Source organism: Pseudomonas bubulae (assembly GCF_900618535.1).
GTDB classification, from domain to species: Bacteria; Pseudomonadota; Gammaproteobacteria; order Pseudomonadales; family Pseudomonadaceae; genus Aquipseudomonas; species Aquipseudomonas bubulae.
The window spans coordinates 507,822-527,436 of the sequence record NZ_UYJA01000005.1 but is presented as its reverse complement, the minus strand read 5'-3'; the positions used below and the strand labels follow the sequence as shown (position 1 = coordinate 527,436).

Annotated in this window: 18 protein-coding genes; 9 read left to right on the top strand and 9 right to left on the bottom strand. The window is 58.5% G+C overall.

Translation table 11 applies throughout. The features are described 5' to 3' along the window. Positions 1–82: 82 nt before the first annotated feature. The 4 genes from PPTH39_RS19720 to PPTH39_RS19705 are packed head-to-tail and all read right to left on the bottom strand — an operon-like array spanning position 83 to position 2,914. Positions 83–808 (bottom strand): amino acid ABC transporter ATP-binding protein, encoded by a 726-nt coding sequence (locus PPTH39_RS19720; protein ID WP_095000695.1) that lies wholly within the window; start codon positions 806–808, stop codon positions 83–85. After that, positions 795–1,445, bottom strand: a complete 651-nt coding sequence (locus tag PPTH39_RS19715; protein ID WP_169916205.1) for an amino acid ABC transporter permease — start codon at positions 1,443–1,445, stop codon at positions 795–797. Before PPTH39_RS19715 ends, PPTH39_RS19720 begins: the two co-directional genes overlap by 14 nt. Beyond that, entirely contained in the window at positions 1,442–2,107 is a 666-nt protein-coding gene (locus tag PPTH39_RS19710; RefSeq protein ID WP_095000697.1) for an amino acid ABC transporter permease, read from the bottom strand. The genes PPTH39_RS19715 and PPTH39_RS19710 overlap by 4 nt, the downstream gene beginning before the upstream one ends. A 21-nt stretch (positions 2,108–2,128) precedes the next feature. Beyond that, on the bottom strand, positions 2,129–2,914 hold the full coding sequence (locus PPTH39_RS19705; RefSeq protein ID WP_095000698.1) for a transporter substrate-binding domain-containing protein: 786 nt from the start codon (positions 2,912–2,914) through the stop codon (positions 2,129–2,131). 257 nt (positions 2,915–3,171) lie between these two features. Between PPTH39_RS19705 and PPTH39_RS19700 the strand changes: the two genes are divergently transcribed. The 6 genes from PPTH39_RS19700 to PPTH39_RS19675 all read left to right on the top strand — a co-directional run bounded on the left by PPTH39_RS19700 (position 3,172) and on the right by PPTH39_RS19675 (position 10,443). Next, complete coding sequence (locus tag PPTH39_RS19700; RefSeq protein ID WP_095000699.1) at positions 3,172–3,879, top strand: FadR/GntR family transcriptional regulator; 708 nt, start codon at positions 3,172–3,174, stop codon at positions 3,877–3,879. Positions 3,880–3,999: 120 nt separating this feature from the next. Beyond that, positions 4,000–4,329, top strand: coding sequence for a thioredoxin TrxA (gene trxA / locus PPTH39_RS19695; protein WP_016783018.1), 330 nt, complete (start codon positions 4,000–4,002; stop codon positions 4,327–4,329). Positions 4,330–4,562: 233 nt separating this feature from the next. Then, positions 4,563–5,822: a transcription termination factor Rho gene (gene rho, locus PPTH39_RS19690; protein ID WP_016783019.1), complete on the top strand. Its 1,260-nt coding sequence runs from the start codon at positions 4,563–4,565 to the stop codon at positions 5,820–5,822. A 122-nt stretch (positions 5,823–5,944) separates the two neighbouring features. Beyond that, the gene (locus PPTH39_RS19685) at positions 5,945–7,939 is read left to right on the top strand and encodes an acyltransferase family protein (RefSeq protein WP_130872333.1); all 1,995 of its coding nucleotides are present in this window, start codon (positions 5,945–5,947) and stop codon (positions 7,937–7,939) included. 69 nt (positions 7,940–8,008) lie between these two features. Continuing rightward, a complete protein-coding gene (gene ubiD / locus PPTH39_RS19680; RefSeq protein ID WP_095000701.1) occupies positions 8,009–9,475 on the top strand; it encodes a 4-hydroxy-3-polyprenylbenzoate decarboxylase in 1,467 nt (488 codons plus the stop codon). After that, positions 9,475–10,443 carry a CDP-6-deoxy-delta-3,4-glucoseen reductase gene (locus PPTH39_RS19675; protein ID WP_095000702.1) on the top strand — a complete coding sequence of 323 codons (969 nt, stop codon included), beginning with the start codon at positions 9,475–9,477 and terminating at the stop codon, positions 10,441–10,443. The genes ubiD and PPTH39_RS19675 overlap by 1 nt, the downstream gene beginning before the upstream one ends. On the opposite strand, the gene PPTH39_RS19670 is transcribed toward PPTH39_RS19675, so the two are convergent. Beyond that, a complete protein-coding gene (locus PPTH39_RS19670; protein ID WP_130872332.1) occupies positions 10,440–10,922 on the bottom strand; it encodes a sn-glycerol-3-phosphate transporter in 483 nt (160 codons plus the stop codon). The genes PPTH39_RS19675 and PPTH39_RS19670 overlap by 4 nt on opposite strands. A gap of 314 nt (positions 10,923–11,236) precedes the next feature. Here PPTH39_RS19670 and PPTH39_RS19665 point away from each other — a divergent pair, with 314 nt between their 5' ends. Next, positions 11,237–11,884, top strand: a complete 648-nt coding sequence (locus PPTH39_RS19665; RefSeq protein ID WP_095000704.1) for a gamma-glutamylcyclotransferase — start codon at positions 11,237–11,239, stop codon at positions 11,882–11,884. On the opposite strand, the gene glpT is transcribed toward PPTH39_RS19665, so the two are convergent. Further along, entirely contained in the window at positions 11,881–13,236 is a 1,356-nt protein-coding gene (gene glpT / locus PPTH39_RS19660; RefSeq protein WP_095020106.1) for a glycerol-3-phosphate transporter, read from the bottom strand. The genes PPTH39_RS19665 and glpT overlap by 4 nt on opposite strands. Before the next feature lie 359 nt (positions 13,237–13,595). Here glpT and PPTH39_RS19655 point away from each other — a divergent pair, with 359 nt between their 5' ends. After that, complete coding sequence (locus tag PPTH39_RS19655; RefSeq protein ID WP_095017821.1) at positions 13,596–13,967, top strand: hypothetical protein; 372 nt, start codon at positions 13,596–13,598, stop codon at positions 13,965–13,967. 62 nt (positions 13,968–14,029) lie between these two features. After that, positions 14,030–14,434 (top strand): flagellar basal body-associated protein FliL, encoded by a 405-nt coding sequence (locus PPTH39_RS19650; RefSeq protein ID WP_095000707.1) that lies wholly within the window; start codon positions 14,030–14,032, stop codon positions 14,432–14,434. 129 nt (positions 14,435–14,563) lie between these two features. On the opposite strand, the gene PPTH39_RS19645 is transcribed toward PPTH39_RS19650, so the two are convergent. The 3 genes from PPTH39_RS19645 to PPTH39_RS19635 are packed head-to-tail and all read right to left on the bottom strand — an operon-like array spanning position 14,564 to position 19,376. After that, positions 14,564–15,682: an ABC transporter permease gene (locus PPTH39_RS19645; protein WP_130872331.1), complete on the bottom strand. Its 1,119-nt coding sequence runs from the start codon at positions 15,680–15,682 to the stop codon at positions 14,564–14,566. Further along, the gene (rbbA, locus tag PPTH39_RS19640; protein ID WP_095025177.1) at positions 15,682–18,414 is read right to left on the bottom strand and encodes a ribosome-associated ATPase/putative transporter RbbA; all 2,733 of its coding nucleotides are present in this window, start codon (positions 18,412–18,414) and stop codon (positions 15,682–15,684) included. The genes PPTH39_RS19645 and rbbA overlap by 1 nt, the downstream gene beginning before the upstream one ends. Continuing rightward, positions 18,411–19,376, bottom strand: a complete 966-nt coding sequence (locus tag PPTH39_RS19635; protein WP_095000710.1) for an HlyD family secretion protein — start codon at positions 19,374–19,376, stop codon at positions 18,411–18,413. The genes rbbA and PPTH39_RS19635 overlap by 4 nt, the downstream gene beginning before the upstream one ends. Positions 19,377–19,615: the final 239 nt, after the last annotated feature.

The following is a 19,615-nucleotide window of genomic DNA, read 5'->3' as shown; positions in this document are numbered from 1 at the left end:
CGAAAGCAATGAGGTTAGCTGTTATCCGAGGCCTCGTGTTTTCAGGCTCTACGATTCCCGTAGCCTCGTACCTCGTCAGTGACTACAACGTTCCGATGAAATTCGCCAGTTCCGGGGTTTGCGGGTTGGCGAACAGCACTTTGGGGTCACCCACTTCATGCACCTTGCCCTGGTGCATAAACACCAGTTTGTCGCCAACTTCACGGGCAAAACGCATCTCGTGGGTGACCATGATCAGCGTCATGCCTTCACGGGCCAGCTGACGCACCACGCTGAGCACTTCATTGACCAGCTCCGGGTCGAGGGCCGAGGTGATCTCATCACACAACAGCACCTTGGGTGACATGGCCAAAGCCCGGGCAATCGCCACCCGCTGCTGTTGACCGCCCGACAGGCGCTCCGGGAAGGCGTCGAACTTGTCGCCCAGCCCCACCCGTTCCAGCATCTGGCGCGCCAGTTCGGCGGCCTTGGCTTTGGGCACCTTTTGCACCACTTGCGGGGCCAGCATGACGTTTTCGCCCACGCTCAGGTGCGGGAACAGATTGAACTGCTGAAACACCATGCCGACCTTCTGGCGCAGGCTTCGCAAGTCTGCGCGGGCGGCATCCAGGTATTCGTCATCGACCTCAATCACCCCGTCGTTAATGGACTCCAGCCCGTTCAGGGTTCTGAGCAAGGTACTCTTGCCCGAGCCGCTGCGGCCAATGATAGCGACCACCTGGCCCTGTTCGACCGTCAGGTCGATGCCTTTGAGCACGTGGTGGTCGCCGTAGTATTTATGCAGGGCGGTAACTCTAAGCAGAGGCATGCAGTCTCCTTTCCAGATAGCGCGCACTGAGCGACAGGGGGTAGCACAAGAGGAAGTAACCCAGAGCCACCAGGCCATAGACCATGAAAGGCTCGAAGGTGGCATTGGCCAGCATGCTGCCGGTCTTGGTCAATTCGGTGAATCCAATAATCGAGGTCACGGCAGTGCCTTTGATGACCTGCACCGAAAAGCCGACGGTCGGCGCGATGGCGACCCGCAAGGCTTGCGGCAGGATCACGTAGCGCAATTGCTCCAGCGGGCTGAGTGCCAGGCTGGCCGAGGCCTCCCACTGGCCGTGGGCAATCGACTCGACGCAGCCGCGCCAGATCTCGGCCAGGTAGGCACTGGTGAACAATGTCAGCGCCAGGGCCGCGGCCATCCACGGCGAAATATCGATGCCCAGCAGGGCAATGCCAAAGAAGATCAAAAACAGCTGCATCAGCAGGGGCGTACCCTGGAACAGCTCTATATAACCGCGCGCCAGAGTGCGGGCGAAGCGGCTTTTGGAAATGCGCATCAGCAACACCAGCAAGCCGATAAAGCCGCCGCCGATAAACGCAACAAGAGACAGGGCGACTGTCCACTGCAAACCCGTCAGCAAGTTACGCACGATGTCCCAGAACGTGAAATCCATCAGCGACTCCTGCTCAGGTAGCGGCGGCCGAACCAGTTCAGTAACTGGCGGATCAACAAGGCCATGCACAGGTAAATCAGGGTGGTCAGGACGTAGGTTTCGAAGCTGCGAAAATTGCGTGACTGAATGAAATTGGCAAAAAAGCTCAGCTCTTCAGTGGCAATTTGCGAGCAGACCGCCGAGCCGAGCATCACGATGATGATCTGGCTGCTCAGAGCTGGCCAAACCTTGGCCAGCGCCGGTTGCAGGACCACATGGCGGAACGCCTCGAATCGGCTCATGGCCAGTGCCGATGCTGCTTCCAGCTGGCCTTTGGGGATCGCCTGAATACCTGCGCGGATAATTTCCGTGGAATAGGCACCCAGGTTGATCACCATCGCCAGCACCGCGGCCTGCCACTCGCTGATATGCACACCCAGGCCCGGCAAGCCGAAAAAGATAAAAAATAGCTGCACCAGAAACGGCGTGTTGCGGATCAACTCGACATACAACCCGAACAACGCAGCGAAAGGTCGAATATTCCACGCCCGGACCACGGCGCCGACAATCCCCAGGCTGACGCCGAATACTGTGCCGATCGCTGTCAGTTCAAGGGTAAACAGGGCGCCGCGTAATAACAGGTCGCTGTTTTGCAGCACCGGTAAAAAGTCGAACTGATAAGCCATGATTGACCCCGTCGCAAAGTGTCAGAGGTCAGCTGGCAGCGGCTCTTTAAGCCATTGCAGCGCGTTTTTTTCCAGGCTGCCGTCAGCCTTGGCCGTGGCCAGAATCTGGTTCACCTTGTCCAGCAACTCGGGCTGGCCCTTGTTCACGCCGACGTAGACCGGTGAATCCTTGAGCTTGAGTTTCATGGCCGGGATGCGCTTGGGGTTGCGTTCGCTGATGGCGACCATCACCACGTTGCCGCTGGCGATCAGGTCCACCTGGCCTGCCAGATACGCGGCGATGGTCGAGTTGTTGTCTTCGAAGCGTTTGATGGTCACGCCGGCTGGCGCCACGTTGGTCAGTTCGATGTCTTCGATGGCGCCACGGGTCACGCTGATGGTTTTACCCTTGAGGTCATCCAGGGTCTTGATCTGCGCGTCTGGCGGGCCAAATACGCCAAGGTAGAACGGCGCATAAGCGTGGGAAAAATCGATGACTTTTTCACGATCCGGGTTTTTGCCCAAGCTGGAAATCACTACATCGACTTTGCCGGTGGTCAGATAGGGCACACGGTTGGTGCTGTTTACGGGCGTCAGTTCAAGTTTGACCTTGAGCTGATCGGCCAGCAATTTGGCGGTGTCGATATCCAGCCCGCGAGGCTGCATGTCCGGGCCGACCGAGCCGAAGGGCGGAAAATCCTGGGGGACTGCGACCTTGAGGGTGCCGCGTGCCATCACCTCATCGAGGTCACTGGCGTGGGCCGGGGCCTGGCTCAGCATCAGGCTGGCGAACAAGGCGCAAATCAAGGCGCTGTAACGCTGGGTCATGGCAATTCTCCGGAAAGGGCGCGCGGTGGTGTGCGCCGTTGAGCCAGAGCACAGGCCATGCCAACAGGGCTTTTATGACCGCCAGGGCTGATTTCAGAAGGCATCCGGCGGTCTGACTGGTCTGAACAGTTATGACGTTTTTTGCACCTCTATCGGGCGTTTCTCACAGGGCTTGAACCGGCTTGGGGCGTGACTTGCCGAGCGTTGGCAATAGCTTTACAACTACGCCTTTCCTGAGCCGATCAAGCCGAGTTGTGATGAATTCAAGCGCACGGGCCGTACCCGAAGTGGCATTGCTGGCCATTCGTAAATTGATCGCCGAAAACGCTTTTGCGCCGGGAGATGCCTTGCCGTCGCAGCGCGAGCTGGCGGTGCAGTTGGGGGTCAGCCGGGCATCGCTGCGCGAGGCGTTATCTTCGCTCAGTGCCCTGGGCGTGATCAGTGTGCAGCCGGGTAAAGGCGTGTATGTGCAGGCCGCGCAAGCAGATGTCCCGGTTGTTCCGGTTACGGACTGGCCCTATGCAGCCCAGGCCTGCCCGCAGGATATTTTCCAGCTGCGATACGCACTGGAAGGTTTTGCTGCGGGGCTGGCGGCGGTGCGCTTGACCCGCGACGAACTGGATGTGTTGCAGGACAATGTCGAGGCAATGCGCCATGAGTTACGCGCCGGGGATTTTGAGCGTGCCGCGCAGCTGGACTTCGAGTTCCATCAACTGATCCTGCGTGCCAGTGGCAATCAGGCAATGGCCACTATGCTGATCACCCGTGGCGATATTTTTCTGGAAAGCCAGAAGCTGCCGTTTATCCGCCCGGAGCGGGCCATGGAAACCTGGCAGGAGCACCGCAAAATCCTCCGGGCCCTGGCCCGTCATGCCAGCGGCCCTGCACAAAAGGCCATGAGCGAGCACATTCGCCAGGCTGCCTCGCGAACCGGGATCGCCTTCGTCACCCCCGACGGCTCCTGAAACGGGCGATATCTGCACTCATGCACCACTATAGTGAGAGTCAATCGTCCCTCACCTTCCTGAACGCGGTGATGACAGCTATGATGTGCTACGTTTTTGCTTACAACCACGGAGACTTCCATGAGCAGCGATCTTATTAAACACGTCACCGACGCTAGCTTTGAGGCCGATGTTCTCAAGGCTGAAGGCGCTGTACTGGTCGACTACTGGGCTGAATGGTGTGGCCCTTGCAAAATGATCGCGCCGGTTCTGGACGAGATCGCAGAGACTTACAAAGGCAAGCTGACTGTTGCCAAGCTGAACATTGATGAAAACCAGGAAACCCCGGCCAAGCACGGCGTACGCGGTATTCCTACGCTGATGCTGTTCAAGAACGGCAACGTTGAAGCCACCAAGGTCGGTGCGCTGTCGAAGTCGCAGTTGGCTGCATTCCTCGACGCCAATATCTAAGCGTCGATAAAAGCCCCGCTAAATGCGGGGCTTTTTCATGGCTCAAGGACTAGACGCTATGAAACTCAAGTGGTACATTCGGCCCCGCACTGGTTTCTCCATTGCCCCCTGCAAGCCGTCGCCGACGCACTCCTTATCGAATTAGTACGCGATCCTGTCGCCTTCTCTGCGGCGCGGCCTCATTAAGCCCAAAGCTTAATTTCCCTCCCCATAAATGATTACGTCATTCCTATATGAACCTGACTGAACTCAAGCAAAAGCCGATTACCGAACTGCTCGAATTGGCCGAACAGATGGGCATAGAAAATATGGCCCGTTCGCGCAAGCAGGACGTGATTTTCTCCCTGCTCAAAAAGCACGCGAAAAGCGGCGAGGAAATCTCCGGTGATGGCGTGCTGGAGATTCTCCAGGACGGCTTCGGCTTCCTTCGCTCCGCTGACGCCTCGTACCTGGCAGGCCCTGACGATATCTACGTCTCGCCTAGCCAGATTCGACGCTTCAACTTGCGCACCGGCGACACCATCGTCGGTAAAATCCGCCCGCCAAAAGAAGGCGAGCGTTACTTCGCACTGCTGAAAGTCGACACGATCAACTACGATCGTCCCGAGAACGCGAAAAACAAGATTCTCTTCGAGAACTTGACCCCGTTGTTCCCGACCGTACGCATGAAGATGGAAATCGGTAACGGTTCCACCGAAGATCTGACCGGTCGCGTGATCGACCTCTGTGCTCCGATCGGTAAAGGTCAGCGTGGTCTGATCGTTGCTCCGCCAAAAGCGGGCAAGACCATCATGCTGCAGAACATCGCGTCGAACATTTCGCGTAACAATCCTGAAGTGCACTTGATCGTTCTGTTGATCGACGAGCGCCCTGAAGAAGTAACCGAAATGCAGCGTACCGTTCGCGGCGAAGTGGTTGCTTCCACCTTCGACGAGCCACCAACCCGCCACGTGCAGGTTGCCGAAATGGTGATCGAGAAGGCCAAGCGCCTGGTCGAACACAAAAAGGACGTGGTGATCCTGCTCGACTCCATCACCCGTCTGGCCCGTGCCTACAACACCGTTATCCCGAGCTCCGGCAAGGTACTGACCGGTGGTGTCGATGCTCACGCCCTTGAGAAGCCAAAGCGTTTCTTCGGTGCTGCGCGTAACATCGAAGAAGGCGGCTCGCTGACCATCATCGCTACCGCGCTGGTTGAAACCGGCTCGAAGATGGATGAAGTGATCTACGAAGAGTTCAAAGGCACTGGCAACATGGAACTGCCTCTGGACCGCAAGATCGCTGAAAAACGCGTCTTCCCTGCGATCAACATCAACCGCTCCGGTACCCGCCGTGAAGAGTTGCTGACTGCAGACGACGAGTTGCAACGCATGTGGATCCTGCGCAAGCTGTTGCACCCGATGGACGAAGTTGCAGCCATCGAGTTCCTGGTCGACAAGCTTAAGCAGACCAAGACTAACGATGAGTTCTTCTTGTCGATGAAACGCAAGTAACACGGTTTCTCGCACAAAAATCAGGCGCCCCGCGAGGGCGCCTTTTTTTATGCCAAAAAAAAAGGAAGGTTTGTGCTTAACTTCGGTCAATAAAAACAATGTATTAGCGAAATTGAGCGTATATGACTTCTCTTGTTTATCGCAGGGACATTGATGGCCTGCGAGCTGTTGCCGTGATTGCCGTAGTACTGTTCCACTTTGGTGTGCCGGGTTTTTCAGGCGGATTCGTTGGCGTCGATGTGTTCTTCGTCATTTCCGGTTATTTGATTACCTCGATCATCTGGCGCCAGCGTGAGGCGGCACGCTTCAGTTTTGTCGAGTTTTGGGCCCGTCGCGCGCGGCGAATCCTGCCGGCCTTGTTCGTGATGATGGCCGCCGTGCTGGCTGTGGGCTGGTTCCTGATGGCACCCAAGGACTACGAAGAGCTGGGGCGTTCGGTGCGCTACCAGATGATGTTCGTTTCCAACCTGCTGTTTATGCGCCAGGAGGGCTATTTCGATGCGGCCAGCGATCTAAAACCGCTGCTGCATACCTGGTCGCTGGCGGTTGAGGAACAGTTCTATATTGTCTTTCCCTTGCTGCTGACCCTGCTGTCCAGCCGATTCAAGCACTGGCGGCTGGCTTTGTTCAGCCTGTTGCTGGTGTCGTTCGGGCTCAGCGTCTGGGCCGTGGCCCAGCATCCCGAGAAAGCGTTTTTCCTGTTGCCGATGCGGGCATGGGAACTGCTGGCCGGTGCCATGCTGGCGATTGCGCCTGCCAGCCAGAAGCGCCTGACCCCGGCGGCAGCGCAAGCTATCAGCCTGTTGGGCATGGGGCTGATTCTTGTTGCTGTGTTCGGCTATGACAACAGCACACCGTTCCCGGGTGCCGCAGCGTTGCTGCCCGTGCTGGGCGTGGTGGCCCTGATCTGGGCCAATGAGCATCAGAGCACCTGGGTCGGGCGTGTGTTGAGCACGCGGCTAATGGTCGGGCTCGGGCTGATTTCCTATTCCTGGTATTTGTGGCACTGGCCGGTTTTCGTGTTTGGCAGTTATGCCGGCGCGGAGGAGTTTGGTCCCGTGCTGACGGGCGGGTTGATTGCGCTGACGTTGATCCTCGGCTATCTGTCCTGGCGTTTTGTCGAAACGCCGTTTCGTGAGCGTCGAATATTGGCTGGCCGTCGTCAGATTCTCGTCGCGGCGGGCTTGGGCATTCTGGTGTTGGGTATCGCCGGCCAGGCGCTGCGCTGGACCGATGGCCTGCCGTCGCGTTTGTCCGAGCAGGCGTTGCAATATGCGCGGGCCAGCGAATGGCGACCTGAGCTGATGGCCTGCATCACTGATGACAAGAGCCCGGCCGACACGCCGTTCTGCCGTTACGGACAATCGCCCACCGCGCCGGCTCAGTTGCTGGTGTGGGGCGACAGCCACGCCACGGCCCTGATCCCGGCACTGGAAGAAAGCGCCCGCCAGCATGGCGTCAATGTGATGCTGGCCAGTTCGGCCGGTTGCCTGCCGCTTGAGGGGCTGGAGCACGGTACGCGGTGCGCCGATTACAACCGTCGTGTCGAGCGTACCCTGGCGACCGAGCCAGTGCGCGACATCCTGCTGGTGGCCCGCTGGAGCCTGTACTTGTATGGCGATGCCAAGGGCGATCACGGCCATGCGTTGCGCGATGGCAATGGCCACTATGACCGCGCGGTCGCCGAACAACGGTTGGCCGATGGCTTGCGGGCGAAGGTCGAGCAATTGCGCAAGGCCGGGTACCGCGTATGGCTGATGAAGGAGGCGCCGTTGCAACCGTTCAATCCGCCGTACCGCCTGAGCCGCCTGGCGATGCTGCACCAGCCAACCGCCGATGTCGGCATGCCGGTTGAAGACCACCTCAGGCAAAAAGCGTTTATCAACCGGCTGTTTGCCGATATCGCGGCTGCTGATTCCAATGTGCAGGTACTGGACCCGACCCCGCAGCTGTGTGATGCCTCGGGGTTGTGCCGGGCCGAACAGGACGGTCATTCGTTGTATACCGATGACAATCACCTGTCCGAAATCGGCGCTCGCCTGGTTCTCCCGGCATTGGCCCCGCTGTTCGATGATCTGGCGTTGCGTGTCCCGGAGCAGGCCAATACCGCCCGCTGAGCAGCGATAAGCTGCCAGCGGCCGGCATAGCAGGTAGGATGTACGCCTATTTTAGGGGTGCCACCGTCAATGAAATTCAAGGATCTTCGGGATTTCGTGCAGCAGCTAGAGCAGCGCGGAGAATTGAAACGCATCCAGATTCCCGTTTCTCCAGTCCTGGAGATGACTGAAATCTGCGACCGCACGCTGCGTGCCAAAGGCCCGGCTTTGCTGTTCGAAAACCCGACTGGCCACACGATTCCGGTGCTCGGCAATTTGTTCGGCACGCCAGAGCGCGTGGCAATGGGCATGGGCGCCGAGTCTGTCAGCGAGCTGCGGGAAATCGGCAAGCTGCTGGCGTTCCTCAAGGAGCCCGAACCGCCTAAAGGTCTGAAGGATGCGTGGTCCAAGTTGCCGATCTTCCGCAAGATCATTGCCATGGCGCCGAAAGTCGTCAAGGACGCGGTGTGCCAGGAAGTGGTCATTGAGGGAGATGACGTAGACCTCGCCATGCTGCCGGTGCAGCATTGCTGGCCTGGCGACGTGGCGCCCCTGATTACCTGGGGCCTGACCGTGACCAAAGGCCCTAACAAGGACCGGCAGAATCTCGGTATCTATCGTCAGCAGGTGATTGGCCGCAACAAGGTCATCATGCGCTGGTTGAGCCACCGAGGCGGTGCACTGGACTACCGTGACTGGTGCGAAAAACACCCCGGCCAGCCATTCCCGGTATCCGTGGCCCTGGGCGCAGACCCGGCGACCATTCTTGGCGCCGTGACCCCGGTGCCCGACAGCCTGTCGGAATACGCTTTTGCCGGCTTGCTGCGGGGCAATCGTACCGAACTGGTGAAGTGCCGCGGCAACGACCTGCAAGTGCCGGCCACTGCCGAGATCATCCTTGAAGGCGTGATCCACCCTGGCGAGATGGCGCCCGAAGGCCCGTACGGCGACCACACCGGTTACTACAACGAAGTGGACAGCTTCCCGGTGTTTACTGTCGAGCGCATCACTCATCGGGTCAAACCGATCTATCACAGCACCTACACCGGCCGTCCACCGGATGAGCCTGCAATTTTGGGCGTGGCGCTCAACGAAGTGTTTGTACCGATCCTGCAAAAGCAGTTCCCTGAAATCACCGACTTCTACTTGCCGCCCGAAGGCTGCTCGTACCGCATGGCCATCGTGACCATGAAAAAGCAGTATCCGGGGCACGCCAAGCGCGTAATGCTGGGTGTGTGGTCGTTTTTGCGCCAGTTCATGTACACCAAATTCGTTATCGTGACTGACGACGACATCAATGCCCGCGACTGGAACGACGTCATCTGGGCCATTACCACGCGTATGGACCCCAAGCGCGACACGGTAATGATCGACAACACGCCAATCGACTATCTCGACTTTGCCTCACCGGTTTCCGGCCTGGGTTCGAAGATGGGCCTGGATGCAACCAACAAATGGCCGGGTGAAACCACCCGTGAATGGGGTCGGGTCATCGTCAAGGATGAGGCGGTCACTCGCCGGATCGATGACATCTGGAATCAATTAGGAATAGATTGATGCGTGTAACCTTGCAGCCTTCAGGTGCGGTACTGGAAACCTTGCCTGGCGAGCGAATTCTGGATGCGGCGCAGCGTCTGGGCTATGAATGCCCGCAGAGCTGTCGCAATGGTAATTGCCACGTGTGTGCGGCCTTGCTGGTTGAAGGCCAGGTCGAGCAGGCGGGAGACGTGCGTGATCATGGCGAGTTTTATACCTGCCTGGCGGCCCCGCTTGAAGACTGTGTGGTGTTGTGGGATGGCGTGCTTGCGTTGGGAGAATTACCGGTGCGTAGCCTGGCGTGTCAGTTGACCGAGTGTGTCGATATGGGGGGCGATGTGTGGCGGGTGCGCTTGCGCGCACCTGCGGGCAAGCCGCCGCGTTATCACGCCGGGCAATACGTGATGCTGGAGCGTGAAAACGGTGACAAGTCGGCATTCTCGCTGGCCAGCGCACCGCACTCGGGGCGCGACCTGGAGTTGCATGTACTGGTGCGTGAAGACAGCGCCCGCAAGCTGATCGAGCAGTTGCAGCGCAACAGGATGGTTCGCCTGGAGCTGCCGTTTGGTGACACGCACTTGTCTGAATTGCCGGACGGGCCGTTGGTGCTGATCGCGGCGGGCACCGGCATGGCGCAAATGCACAGCCTGATCGAACATTGCCGTGCCAAGGGTTTCAAGCATCCGGTGCATTTGTACTGGGGCGTGCGTCGCCCGGAAGACTTCTACACCCTGGATGAATGGGCTGAATGGGAGAAAACCCCCAACCTGTTCCTGCATAAGGTAGTGAGTGATTTGTGTGGTTGGGAAGGGCGCTGCGGCATGCTGCATGAAGCCGTGTGCGAAGACATCAGCGATCTGGCCAGTGTGCATGTATATGCCAGCGGTTCGCCAGCGATGATCTACGGTACTCTCGACGCGTTGGTAGCTGCCGGCATGGACGCGCACCAGATGCGTGCCGACGTGTTTGCCTACTGCCCACGCCCTTAAAACCGCACGCCAGTGGTAATCATGGCGGCATTGAAGCCGAGCAACACCAGCTCGGCGGCTACCGGGCGGTAGTGGGCGCCGACTGAGGGAATGATCACCGGCGCAATGCCGAAGCGATTGAGGGGAATCTTGTTCTTGTACTCGCCGCGGTAACCTTGCAGCAGGCCGCCCGTCAACTTCAAGTAAACAGGATAAGTGTCGCTATCAAAGCGTTTGCCCGCGTAGGTGTAAAACGATCGCTGGCTGAATGAGTTGCGAAAGGTGGCCACTCCATAGACCAGCCCCGAATCTTCATTGCGTTCAATGCCAATCAAGTCCTGATTGTTGTTGTGCTTGGAGTCAGGTGAAAAGTGCCGGGTATACACGCTGGTTTGCAGATACCAGAACCCTTTGTCGTCCTGTGTTGTATTGTCTTGCGCCAGGGTTGTGCTGGCGTATGCAAGTATCGGTAAACAGTAGCAGAGAACTTTTTTTCGCATTTTGCACCTTCTGGTGGTTATTTGAAGTGTGCGTAGGGTGCACAGCTATCCAGAGGTACCTATCCTGTTTTAATTGGTGTAGGCAGTACCTAAGCAATGTCATATATGCTTGTAGGAATTTTCTTTTTCTTATTGGGTGTTTGTGCTTATTTGGCGCGTAACCGATTCTCGCCTGGTTTGAGTCGCTGGCTTGATTATCCTGTTTCGCGCCTGTCAGCAGCCTGTCCGGTTGGTCAGATCATTGAGTGTGCAGTGATATAAGATTGGTGGATTAGTTTCTGTTACGTCATGTTTGCAGGATCCATTTCCCCGTTATGACTGTTATTGAATCTGCTGGTTTAAACTCGATCTACCCCCCGCAGCTTGATCTCGGGGCACCGTTGACTCCAGAGCAACTGCTCAACTCCGTGCACAGCACCATGGCGCGCCATCAGGGCGGGCCGGTCTGGTTATTTGCTTATGGTTCATTGATCTGGCGCCCTGAGTGCACGGCGGTCGAGCGCGTGCGTGGGCGGGTGCATGGCTACCATCGCGGGCTGTATCTGTGGTCTCACGAGCATCGCGGCACACCGCAGTGGCCAGGTCTGGTTTTTGGTCTGGATCGAGGGGGATCGTGCAGTGGCTTTGCCTATCGCTTGCCAGAAGAAAACCTGGACGCCTCACTGCATGCCTTGTGGCTTCGCGAAATGCCGGTGCCCTCGTATCGCCCGCACTGGCTGACGTGCAGACTGGACGATGGCAGCCAGGTGCAGGCCCTGGGCTTTGTGCTGGAGCGGCATTTGCCCAGCTATGCGGGCAACCTGCCGGATGACGTGTTGAGCCAGGTGTTGGCCAACGCCAGCGGGCGCTACGGCACTACTCGCGATTATGTCGAGCAGACCGTAAGTGCCCTGCGCAGCCACGCCATGCCAGATCGAAACCTGGAGGCGCGGCTCAAGCGCTGCGTACCGATTGCGCCTTAAGCGGGAGCGGTTATCGCACGTTCTTCGCTGGCCTGGTTCTTGTGGCGCAGCGTCGGGATCATGAATGCGATGGCCAGCAGGCACGCGCTGATCAGCAGCACAAAGCCGCCATCCCAACCGAAGTGGTCAACCAGATAGCCCATGGCCGCACTGGCCGCCACCGAGCCACCCAGGTAGCCGAACAGCCCTGTAAAGCCTGCGGCAGTACCTGCGGCTTTCTTCGGTGCCAGTTCCAGTGCCTGCAAACCGATCAGCATTACCGGCCCGTAAATCAGAAAGCCGATTGAAAACAGCGCGATCATGTCCACGGTCGGGTTGCCTGGCGGGTTAAGCCAGTAAACCAGGGTTGCGACGGTCACCAGCGACATAAAGACAATGCCGGTCAGCCCGCGATTGCCGCGGAAAATCTTGTCCGACATCCAGCCGCACAGCAGCGTGCCCGGAATTCCCGCCCACTCGTAGAAGAAGTAAGCCCACGAGGTGGTGTCCACCGTGAAGTGCTTGGCTTCCTTCAGATAGGTCGGCGCCCAGTCCAGCACGCCGTAGCGCAGCAGGTAGACGAACACGTTGGCCAGGGCGATATACCAGAGCATTTTGTTACGCAGCACGTATTTGACGAAGATCTCTTTGGCGCTGAATTCGTCTTCATGGCTGGCGTCGTAACCCGCCGGGTAATCATTCTTGTACTGCTCGATCGGCGGCAAACCAACGGACTGTGGGGTGTCGCGCATGGTGACAAACGCAAACAGCGCCACCAGCAGCGCCACCGTGGCAGGCACATAGAAGGCCGCGTGCCAGTCGTTGAACCAGGCCATACCCAGTAAAAACAGCGGGCCGATCAGACCACCGCCCACGTTGTGGGCCACGTTCCACACCGATACCACACCGCCGCGTTCCTTCTGCGACCACCAGTGCACCATGGTACGGCCACTGGGAGGCCAACCCATGCCCTGCGCCCAGCCGTTGATAAACAGCAAAATGAACATCATGGTCACGCTGGATGTTGCCCAAGGTGCGAAACCGAAAATGAACATCACTCCCGCTGAGATCATCAAGCCAAAGGGTAAAAAGAAGCGCGGGTTAGAGCGGTCGGACACCAGCCCCATGAGGAACTTGGATAAGCCGTAGGCAATGGCAATCGCTGACATTGCTACACCCAGTTGACCTCGGGTGTAGCCCTCATCGATCAAGTAGGGCATGGCCAGAGAGAAGTTTTTGCGCAGCAGGTAGTAACCCGCATAGCCAAAAAAGATACCGGCAAAGATTTGCCAGCGAAGTCGTCGGTAAGTGCTGTCTATTTTTTCTTCAGGCAGAGGCGCCTGGTGTACGGCAGGTCGGAAAAAAGCAAACATTCAAGAGCTCCAAATTTCTTGTTATATCGGCGGTGCCGAACGTTACATTTTCGTTACTGAAAATGACAGGCCTTGCCCTTTAGAGCTGAAGGAAAAATCCCACATGCGATTTTCGCTTATGAACATGTCGCTTGGGTATAAAACCCCATACAGGCTGGCTTCGCTGCTCGGGTCTATCTGAAAACTATCCACAGGCTCGGCGAATACAGCGGCAACAAATGTTTTCGTAGGGTTTAAATGCAAGTTCAATAGGAGCAATCCCACGCTGGAATCGGAGCTCCAGGACTGAGCTATTGGCCTGCACATCAATAGAATTTCCCCTTTGCAGCCCTATGGGGGTGCGCCGCCGGGGGAAGGCTATGAAGCTTGTGCTGGGGTTTGTGGCGTTTACTGCGTGGGCTGGCGAACCTGCGCCAGATATCAACAGTTTCACCTGCCTGAAGTTAAACCGGGAAATCAGGGGCTATATTCGTCGCGGGGTCGACCTGCCTCTGGCTGAGTTGACGCTGTTCAGGCAAACCCGCAACCGGTTGATTGAAGGGTTTGAGGACGGGCTGTATTCACGCGACCAGCTATCGACTGCCATGTACGAGCTATCGAGGGATGTGGAAAAGGTGGTCAAGACCTGCCGGCGCATAGGCAGTCGTCCATTTGTGGACATGTTGCCCGCGAGCGTTCAGAAACTGCTGATGGCAACCACAGGCACAAGTAAGTCACCCGCTGGCCGATAACGCTAGATAGGCCCTCAAGCAGCCCCGTATGCTTGCCTCCACACCGAATGAAGGAGCGAATTGTGAAAGCGTGGATCATGTTGATGCTGGCCCTGGCTTTGCCGATGGCGGCGGTCGGGGAAGAGGCGCAGGAAGGTGGCGACAAGGTCAGCTACATCAGTCTTAGCCCGCCATTTGTGGGTAACTACGGTCTGGATGGCAGTTCCAGGCTCAAGGTGTACAAGGCTGATATTTCCTTGCGCGTGACGGGTGCCGATGCAGCCAGGGCGGTCAAAGCCAATGACCCGTTGATTCGTAATCAACTGGTGGGGTTGTTTACCCAGCAGACCAGCGAAACCCTGGGCAGTGTCGAGGCCAAGGAGAAGCTGCGCCAGGAAGCCTTGAAGCAGATCCGGCAGGTGATGAGCGATGAAACCGGCAAGCCGATGGTGGACGATCTGTTGTTCAACAATTTGATCGTTCAGTAAAGGCGCAGCTACGGGCTTGGCCTTTGTGTGGGAGCAGGCCTGCTCGCGATGCAAGCGCCTCGGTGCTTCAGGTGCGTCGAGGTGAAGCTGTCGCGAGCAAGCCCGCTCCCACATAACCCGTGCCCGTGGTTACGACGCCAGACTCTTGCGAAACCGCGCCAGGGCAATGGCGAAGAACATCAGGCCGATGCCGGCCAGGGCCAGCAAGTCTGGCCACACTACGTTCACACCCGCACCGCGAAACAGTATCGCCGCGCTCAGGCTTACAAAGTGGGTCGACGGCGAGCACTGCATCACCCATTGCAACCACACAGGCATGCTGTCCAGCGGCGTACTGCCGCCCGAGAGCAAGAGCATCGGGATGATCACCGGGATGGCCAGCAAACCGAACTGCGGTGTTGAGCGGGCCAGGGTCGCAAGGAATATCCCCAGTGCGGTACTGGCAAACAGGTACAGCGCGGTAACCAGCAAAAACAGGGTCAGCGACCCCGACAGTGGCACGCCCAGCGCCCATTTCACGATGACTTCCAGCGACACCCAGGTGCACAGCACCACCACCAGCATGTTGCTCCAGATTTTTGCCAGCATGATTTCCAGCGCCGTCAGCGGCAGTACCAGCAAATGGTCGAGGGTGCCGTGTTCGCGCTCGCGCAGCAACGCGGTGCCCGTCAGCACAATGGCCAGGATGGTAATGTTGTTAACGATCTGTATCACCGCCAAAAACCATCCGCCTTCCAGATTGGCGTTGAACAATGCCCGGCTGGAGATCAAGGCCGGGGCTTTCGCCGCTGCGTCACCCTGGCCGGCATAGTTGAGCAGCTCACGCTGGAAAATCTGCCCGATATACCCTGCGCCCATAAAGGCCTGACTCATGGCGGTGGCATCGACGTTGACCTGCAGGCCGGGTTGGCGGCCTGCCAGCAAGTCGGCCTGGAAGTTGGCCGGTACATTGATCACAAAGGTGTATTGGCCGTTATCCATGGCCTGATCGAGCTGGTCATAAGGCAAGGCTTGTGGGGTTTTGAACTCCGGGGGCAGCAGCGACTCACTGAGCTTGCGTGACAGAGGGCTATGGTCTTCATCAATGATGGCAACGCTGGCGTTGTGCACGCCGATGATCGAGCTCGATGCTGGCATATAAATCGCCACGGTAAAGGCATAGAGCAAGAACATCAGCAGCACGCTGTCATGGCGCAGGCTGGTCAGTTCTTTAAGGCCAAGGCGCAGGATGTGCGAGAACTTGTGCATCAAACCTCCTGCTTCTTGAGCATGATCAGGCTCAACCCGGTAAACGCCACAAAAAAGCCGAACAATGCCAGGCATTGCGGCCACAGTTGGCGCAGGTCGAGCGCTTTGGTGAAGGTGCCTACTGCGATATCAAGGAAATGCCCGGCCGGGAACAGCATGCCCATTACCGCCGAGGCTCCTTCGAGTGAGGAGCGCGGCACCAGCAACCCGGAAAACTGAATGGTCGGCAGGCTGGTGATGATCATGGTGCCCAGGATCGCGGCGATCTGGGTGCGGGTGAAGGCGGAAATCAGCAGGCCCATGCTGGTGGTCGACAGTACATACAGCAGCCCGCCCAGCGCCAGGGTCAAGCCGCTGCCCTTGAACGGTACGCCAAACAGCCAGCGGTTCATGGCCACCAGCAACGCCAGGTTGACCAGGCTCACCGCCAGATAAGGCGCCTGTTTGCCCAGCAGGAATTCAAGGCGTGTCAGGGGTGTGGCGTAGAAGTTGGTGATGGAGCCCAGCTCTTTTTCTCGCACAATGCCCAGCGCGGTCAGCATGGCCGGGATAAACGCCAGGATTAGCGCCATCACGCCGGGGCCGATGGCATTGACGCTGATCACATCCTGGTTGTAGCGGAAACGGGTTTCCAGTTTGACTGAGGCTTGCCGGTTTTGTGCCTGGCTACTCAATGTGGCCAATTGTTCCAGGTTGGCCTGATGCACGGCCTGCACATAACTGCGGCTGGTTTCGGCGCGAAATGGCATGCCGCCATCAAGCCATGCGGCAACCGTAGGCTGGCGCCCGGCATACAAATCCCGGCCAAACCCCGGGGGGATTTCCAGGGCAATTTTTATTTCCGAGCGTTGCAGGCGTTTGTGCAACTCATCTGCACTGCGGATCGGCGTGTGTTCTTCGAAATACCGCGAGCCACGGAATGCCTCGAGATAGGCGCGGCTTTGCGGGCTCTGATCCTGGTCGTAGACGGCGAAGGCGAGGTTTTCCACGTCCAGCGAAATGCCGTAGCCAAAAATCACCATCATGAACAGCGCGCCCAGCAAGGCAAAGGCCATGCGCACCTTGTCGCGCAGCAACTCTTTGGATTCGCGACTGGCCACGGCAATCAGCCGGGTCAGGCTGAAACCCCTTTTGCTGACCGGTGGCGGCGAATTGACCGCAGGCGTGGCGACAGGCTCGGGAGAAGAGGCCGCGCTGGCGTCCTGGTCGTTCTGGGCCTGTTCCAGGCAGGTGACAAACGCCGCTTCCAGCGTATCGCCGTGGAACTGGTGTTGTAGCGCATCGGGCGTGTCGCAGGCCAGCACCTTGCCGGCGTGCATCAACGAGATACGGTCGCAGCGCTGGGCTTCGTTCATAAAGTGTGTGGACAGGAAGATGGTCACCCCTTGCTCGCGGGACAACTCGATCAGCAAGCGCCAGAAATCATCGCGGGCGGCCGGGTCCACGCCGGAAGTGGGCTCATCGAGGATCAACACTTCCGGGCGATGCAGCACAGCCACCGCCAGAGACAGGCGCTGGCGCAAACCCAGGGGCAACTCGCCGGACTGTTGTGTGGCCACGTCGCCGAGATCGAAACGCTCGATCAATTCTTCGATACGCGGCTCGCTTTCGGCCTTGGGCAAGTCAAACAGTTGTGCGTGCAGCACCAGGTTTTGGCGCACGCTCAACTCGCCGTACAGCGAGAAGCTTTGCGACATGAAACCCACGCGCTTGCGGGTGGCCAGATCCTTGGCGTTCACCGGGTTGCCCAGCAATTTGGCGCTGCCTTCGGTGGCCGGCATCAACCCGGTGAGGACCTTCATGGTAGTGGTTTTGCCGCAACCGTTAGAGCCCAAAAAGCCAAAAATTTCGCCCCGGCCAATGGCAAAGCTGACGTTGTTCACTGCGGTGAAATCGCCGAATTTCAGGGTCAGGTCGTGGGCTTCAATGGCGATATCACTGTTGTCGCTGGTGCGCGGCGGAATCACCAGTGGCTCGCTGCTGTGGCCGCTGTCACCCTGATAGTGGGTGAAGGCCTCGTCGAGCTTGCCGGTTGTGGTGACTGCCGCCAGTTCCTGGCTCAGACCGGTGGCAATCAACTTGCCGCGATCAAGCATCAGGCAGTGTTCGAACTGCTCGGCCTCTTCCATGTAGGCCGTCGCCACCAGCAGCGTCAGTTGCGGGCGCTGGCGGCGCACATCTTCCACCAGCTCCCAGAAGCGTCGGCGTGACAGCGGGTCGACACCTGTGGTGGGCTCGTCGAGGATCAGCAGGTCGGGCTCGTGAATCAATGCGCAGCACAGCCCAAGTTTTTGTTTCATGCCGCCCGAGAGCTTGCCCGCCGGGCGCTCGGCAAAACGCTCAAGGTCGGTGGCCTTGAGCAGTTCGGCCATGCGTTGCTCGCAGTCGTCTTTCGACAGGCCAAACAGGGTGCCGAAAAAGCGGATGTTTTCGCTGATCGACAGTTCCGGGTAAAGGTTGCCACCCAGGCCCTGGGGCATAAACGCGATCAGCGGGTACAGGGTGTTGCGATGCCGGCGGTTATCAATCGGGCCGCCGAGCACCTCAAGGGTGCCCTCCTGGAGCTTCTTGACCCCGGCAATCAGCCCCAGCAGGCTCGACTTGCCCGCACCATCAGGGCCGATCAACCCGCAGCGCGTGCCTTTGGGCAGGCTGAACGTGATGTCCAGCAGCGCCTGCTGGCTGCCGTACCTGTGGCTGATGCCACTGGCGTTTAGCGCCAGATCATTCATTGCAGATTAGCCGGCCATGGTACATCGGCGGTTCGCACATAACCGGCACCCGGCATGCCCGGTTTGGCCTGGGGCACGGCACCCGGGTCGGTGAGGCGCAGCTTTACCCGGAATACCAGTTTTTGTCGCTCGTCGCGGGTTTCAACTTCTTTGGGGGTGAACTGGGATTTGGCTGCGACAAAAGTGATTTTGGCCGGCAGCGCCCGGTCTGGCAGGGCGTCGAGCACGATGCGTGCCTCAGAACCCACAGTCAATTTGCCGACCACCGAAGCGGGCATGTACAGGTTCATGTACTGGTCGCCGGGGTCGATCATCATAAATACCCGGCCGCCCGAGCCGAGGACTTCGCCAGGTTCGGCCAGGCGCAGCTGGATCACGCCGTTGATCGGTGCGCGCAGGCTGCTGTCGTCAATTTCGCTGGTCAGCTGTGCGACCTGAGCCTGGGATGAGCCAATCGCGGCCTTGGCAGCCGCTACCTGGGCCTGGGCGGCGACTACTGCTGCGTTGCTGGTGTCGAATCGGGCTTGTTGCTGATCCAGTTGCTGACCGCTGGCAAAACCGCGCTGGGACAGTTGGCGAAAGCGCTTGAGTTCCTGGCTGGCCAGCAGTTTTTCGCTCTGGCGCAGTTGCACGTTGGCTTCGTTGGCGGCCAGGGTCTGGCGGGCGCGCAGCACTTCGGCTTCAGCTTGCGCACGACTGGCTTCCAGGGTGCGGGTGTCCATGCGGGCCAGCAGTTGGCCCTGGGTTACCCGGTCGCCTTCGTCAACCAGCACTTCAGCCAGACGCCCGGGGATTTTTGCTGCGATTTGCACTTCTGTGGCTTCGAGGCGGCCGTTGCCCATGCTGATGCCTTCGGGGAGGCGGTCGTGCTGGGATTTCCAATAACCGAACCCGCCTGCTGCGATCAGCAAGACAGCCAAAGGGATAACGAAATAATGGGAAATACGGTGATTGCTAGACATGCCAACATCCTGTGTCACAGAGCGCTCTAGTTTGACGGTTTCAAGCCGATTGCGACTTGATGCCAGTCAAAGGAAGTCCAGAGCGTAGACGCTAAAATCGGATGCTGCTTGTCAGGTGCAGAGCGAGAGTGTTGTAGGAGCGGGCTTGCTCGCGACGGGATCGCTGCGGATCACCTGATAAACCACACCGTCTGAATCGAGAGCAAGCCCGCTCCCACACCAAGCCCTCTCCCACAGCG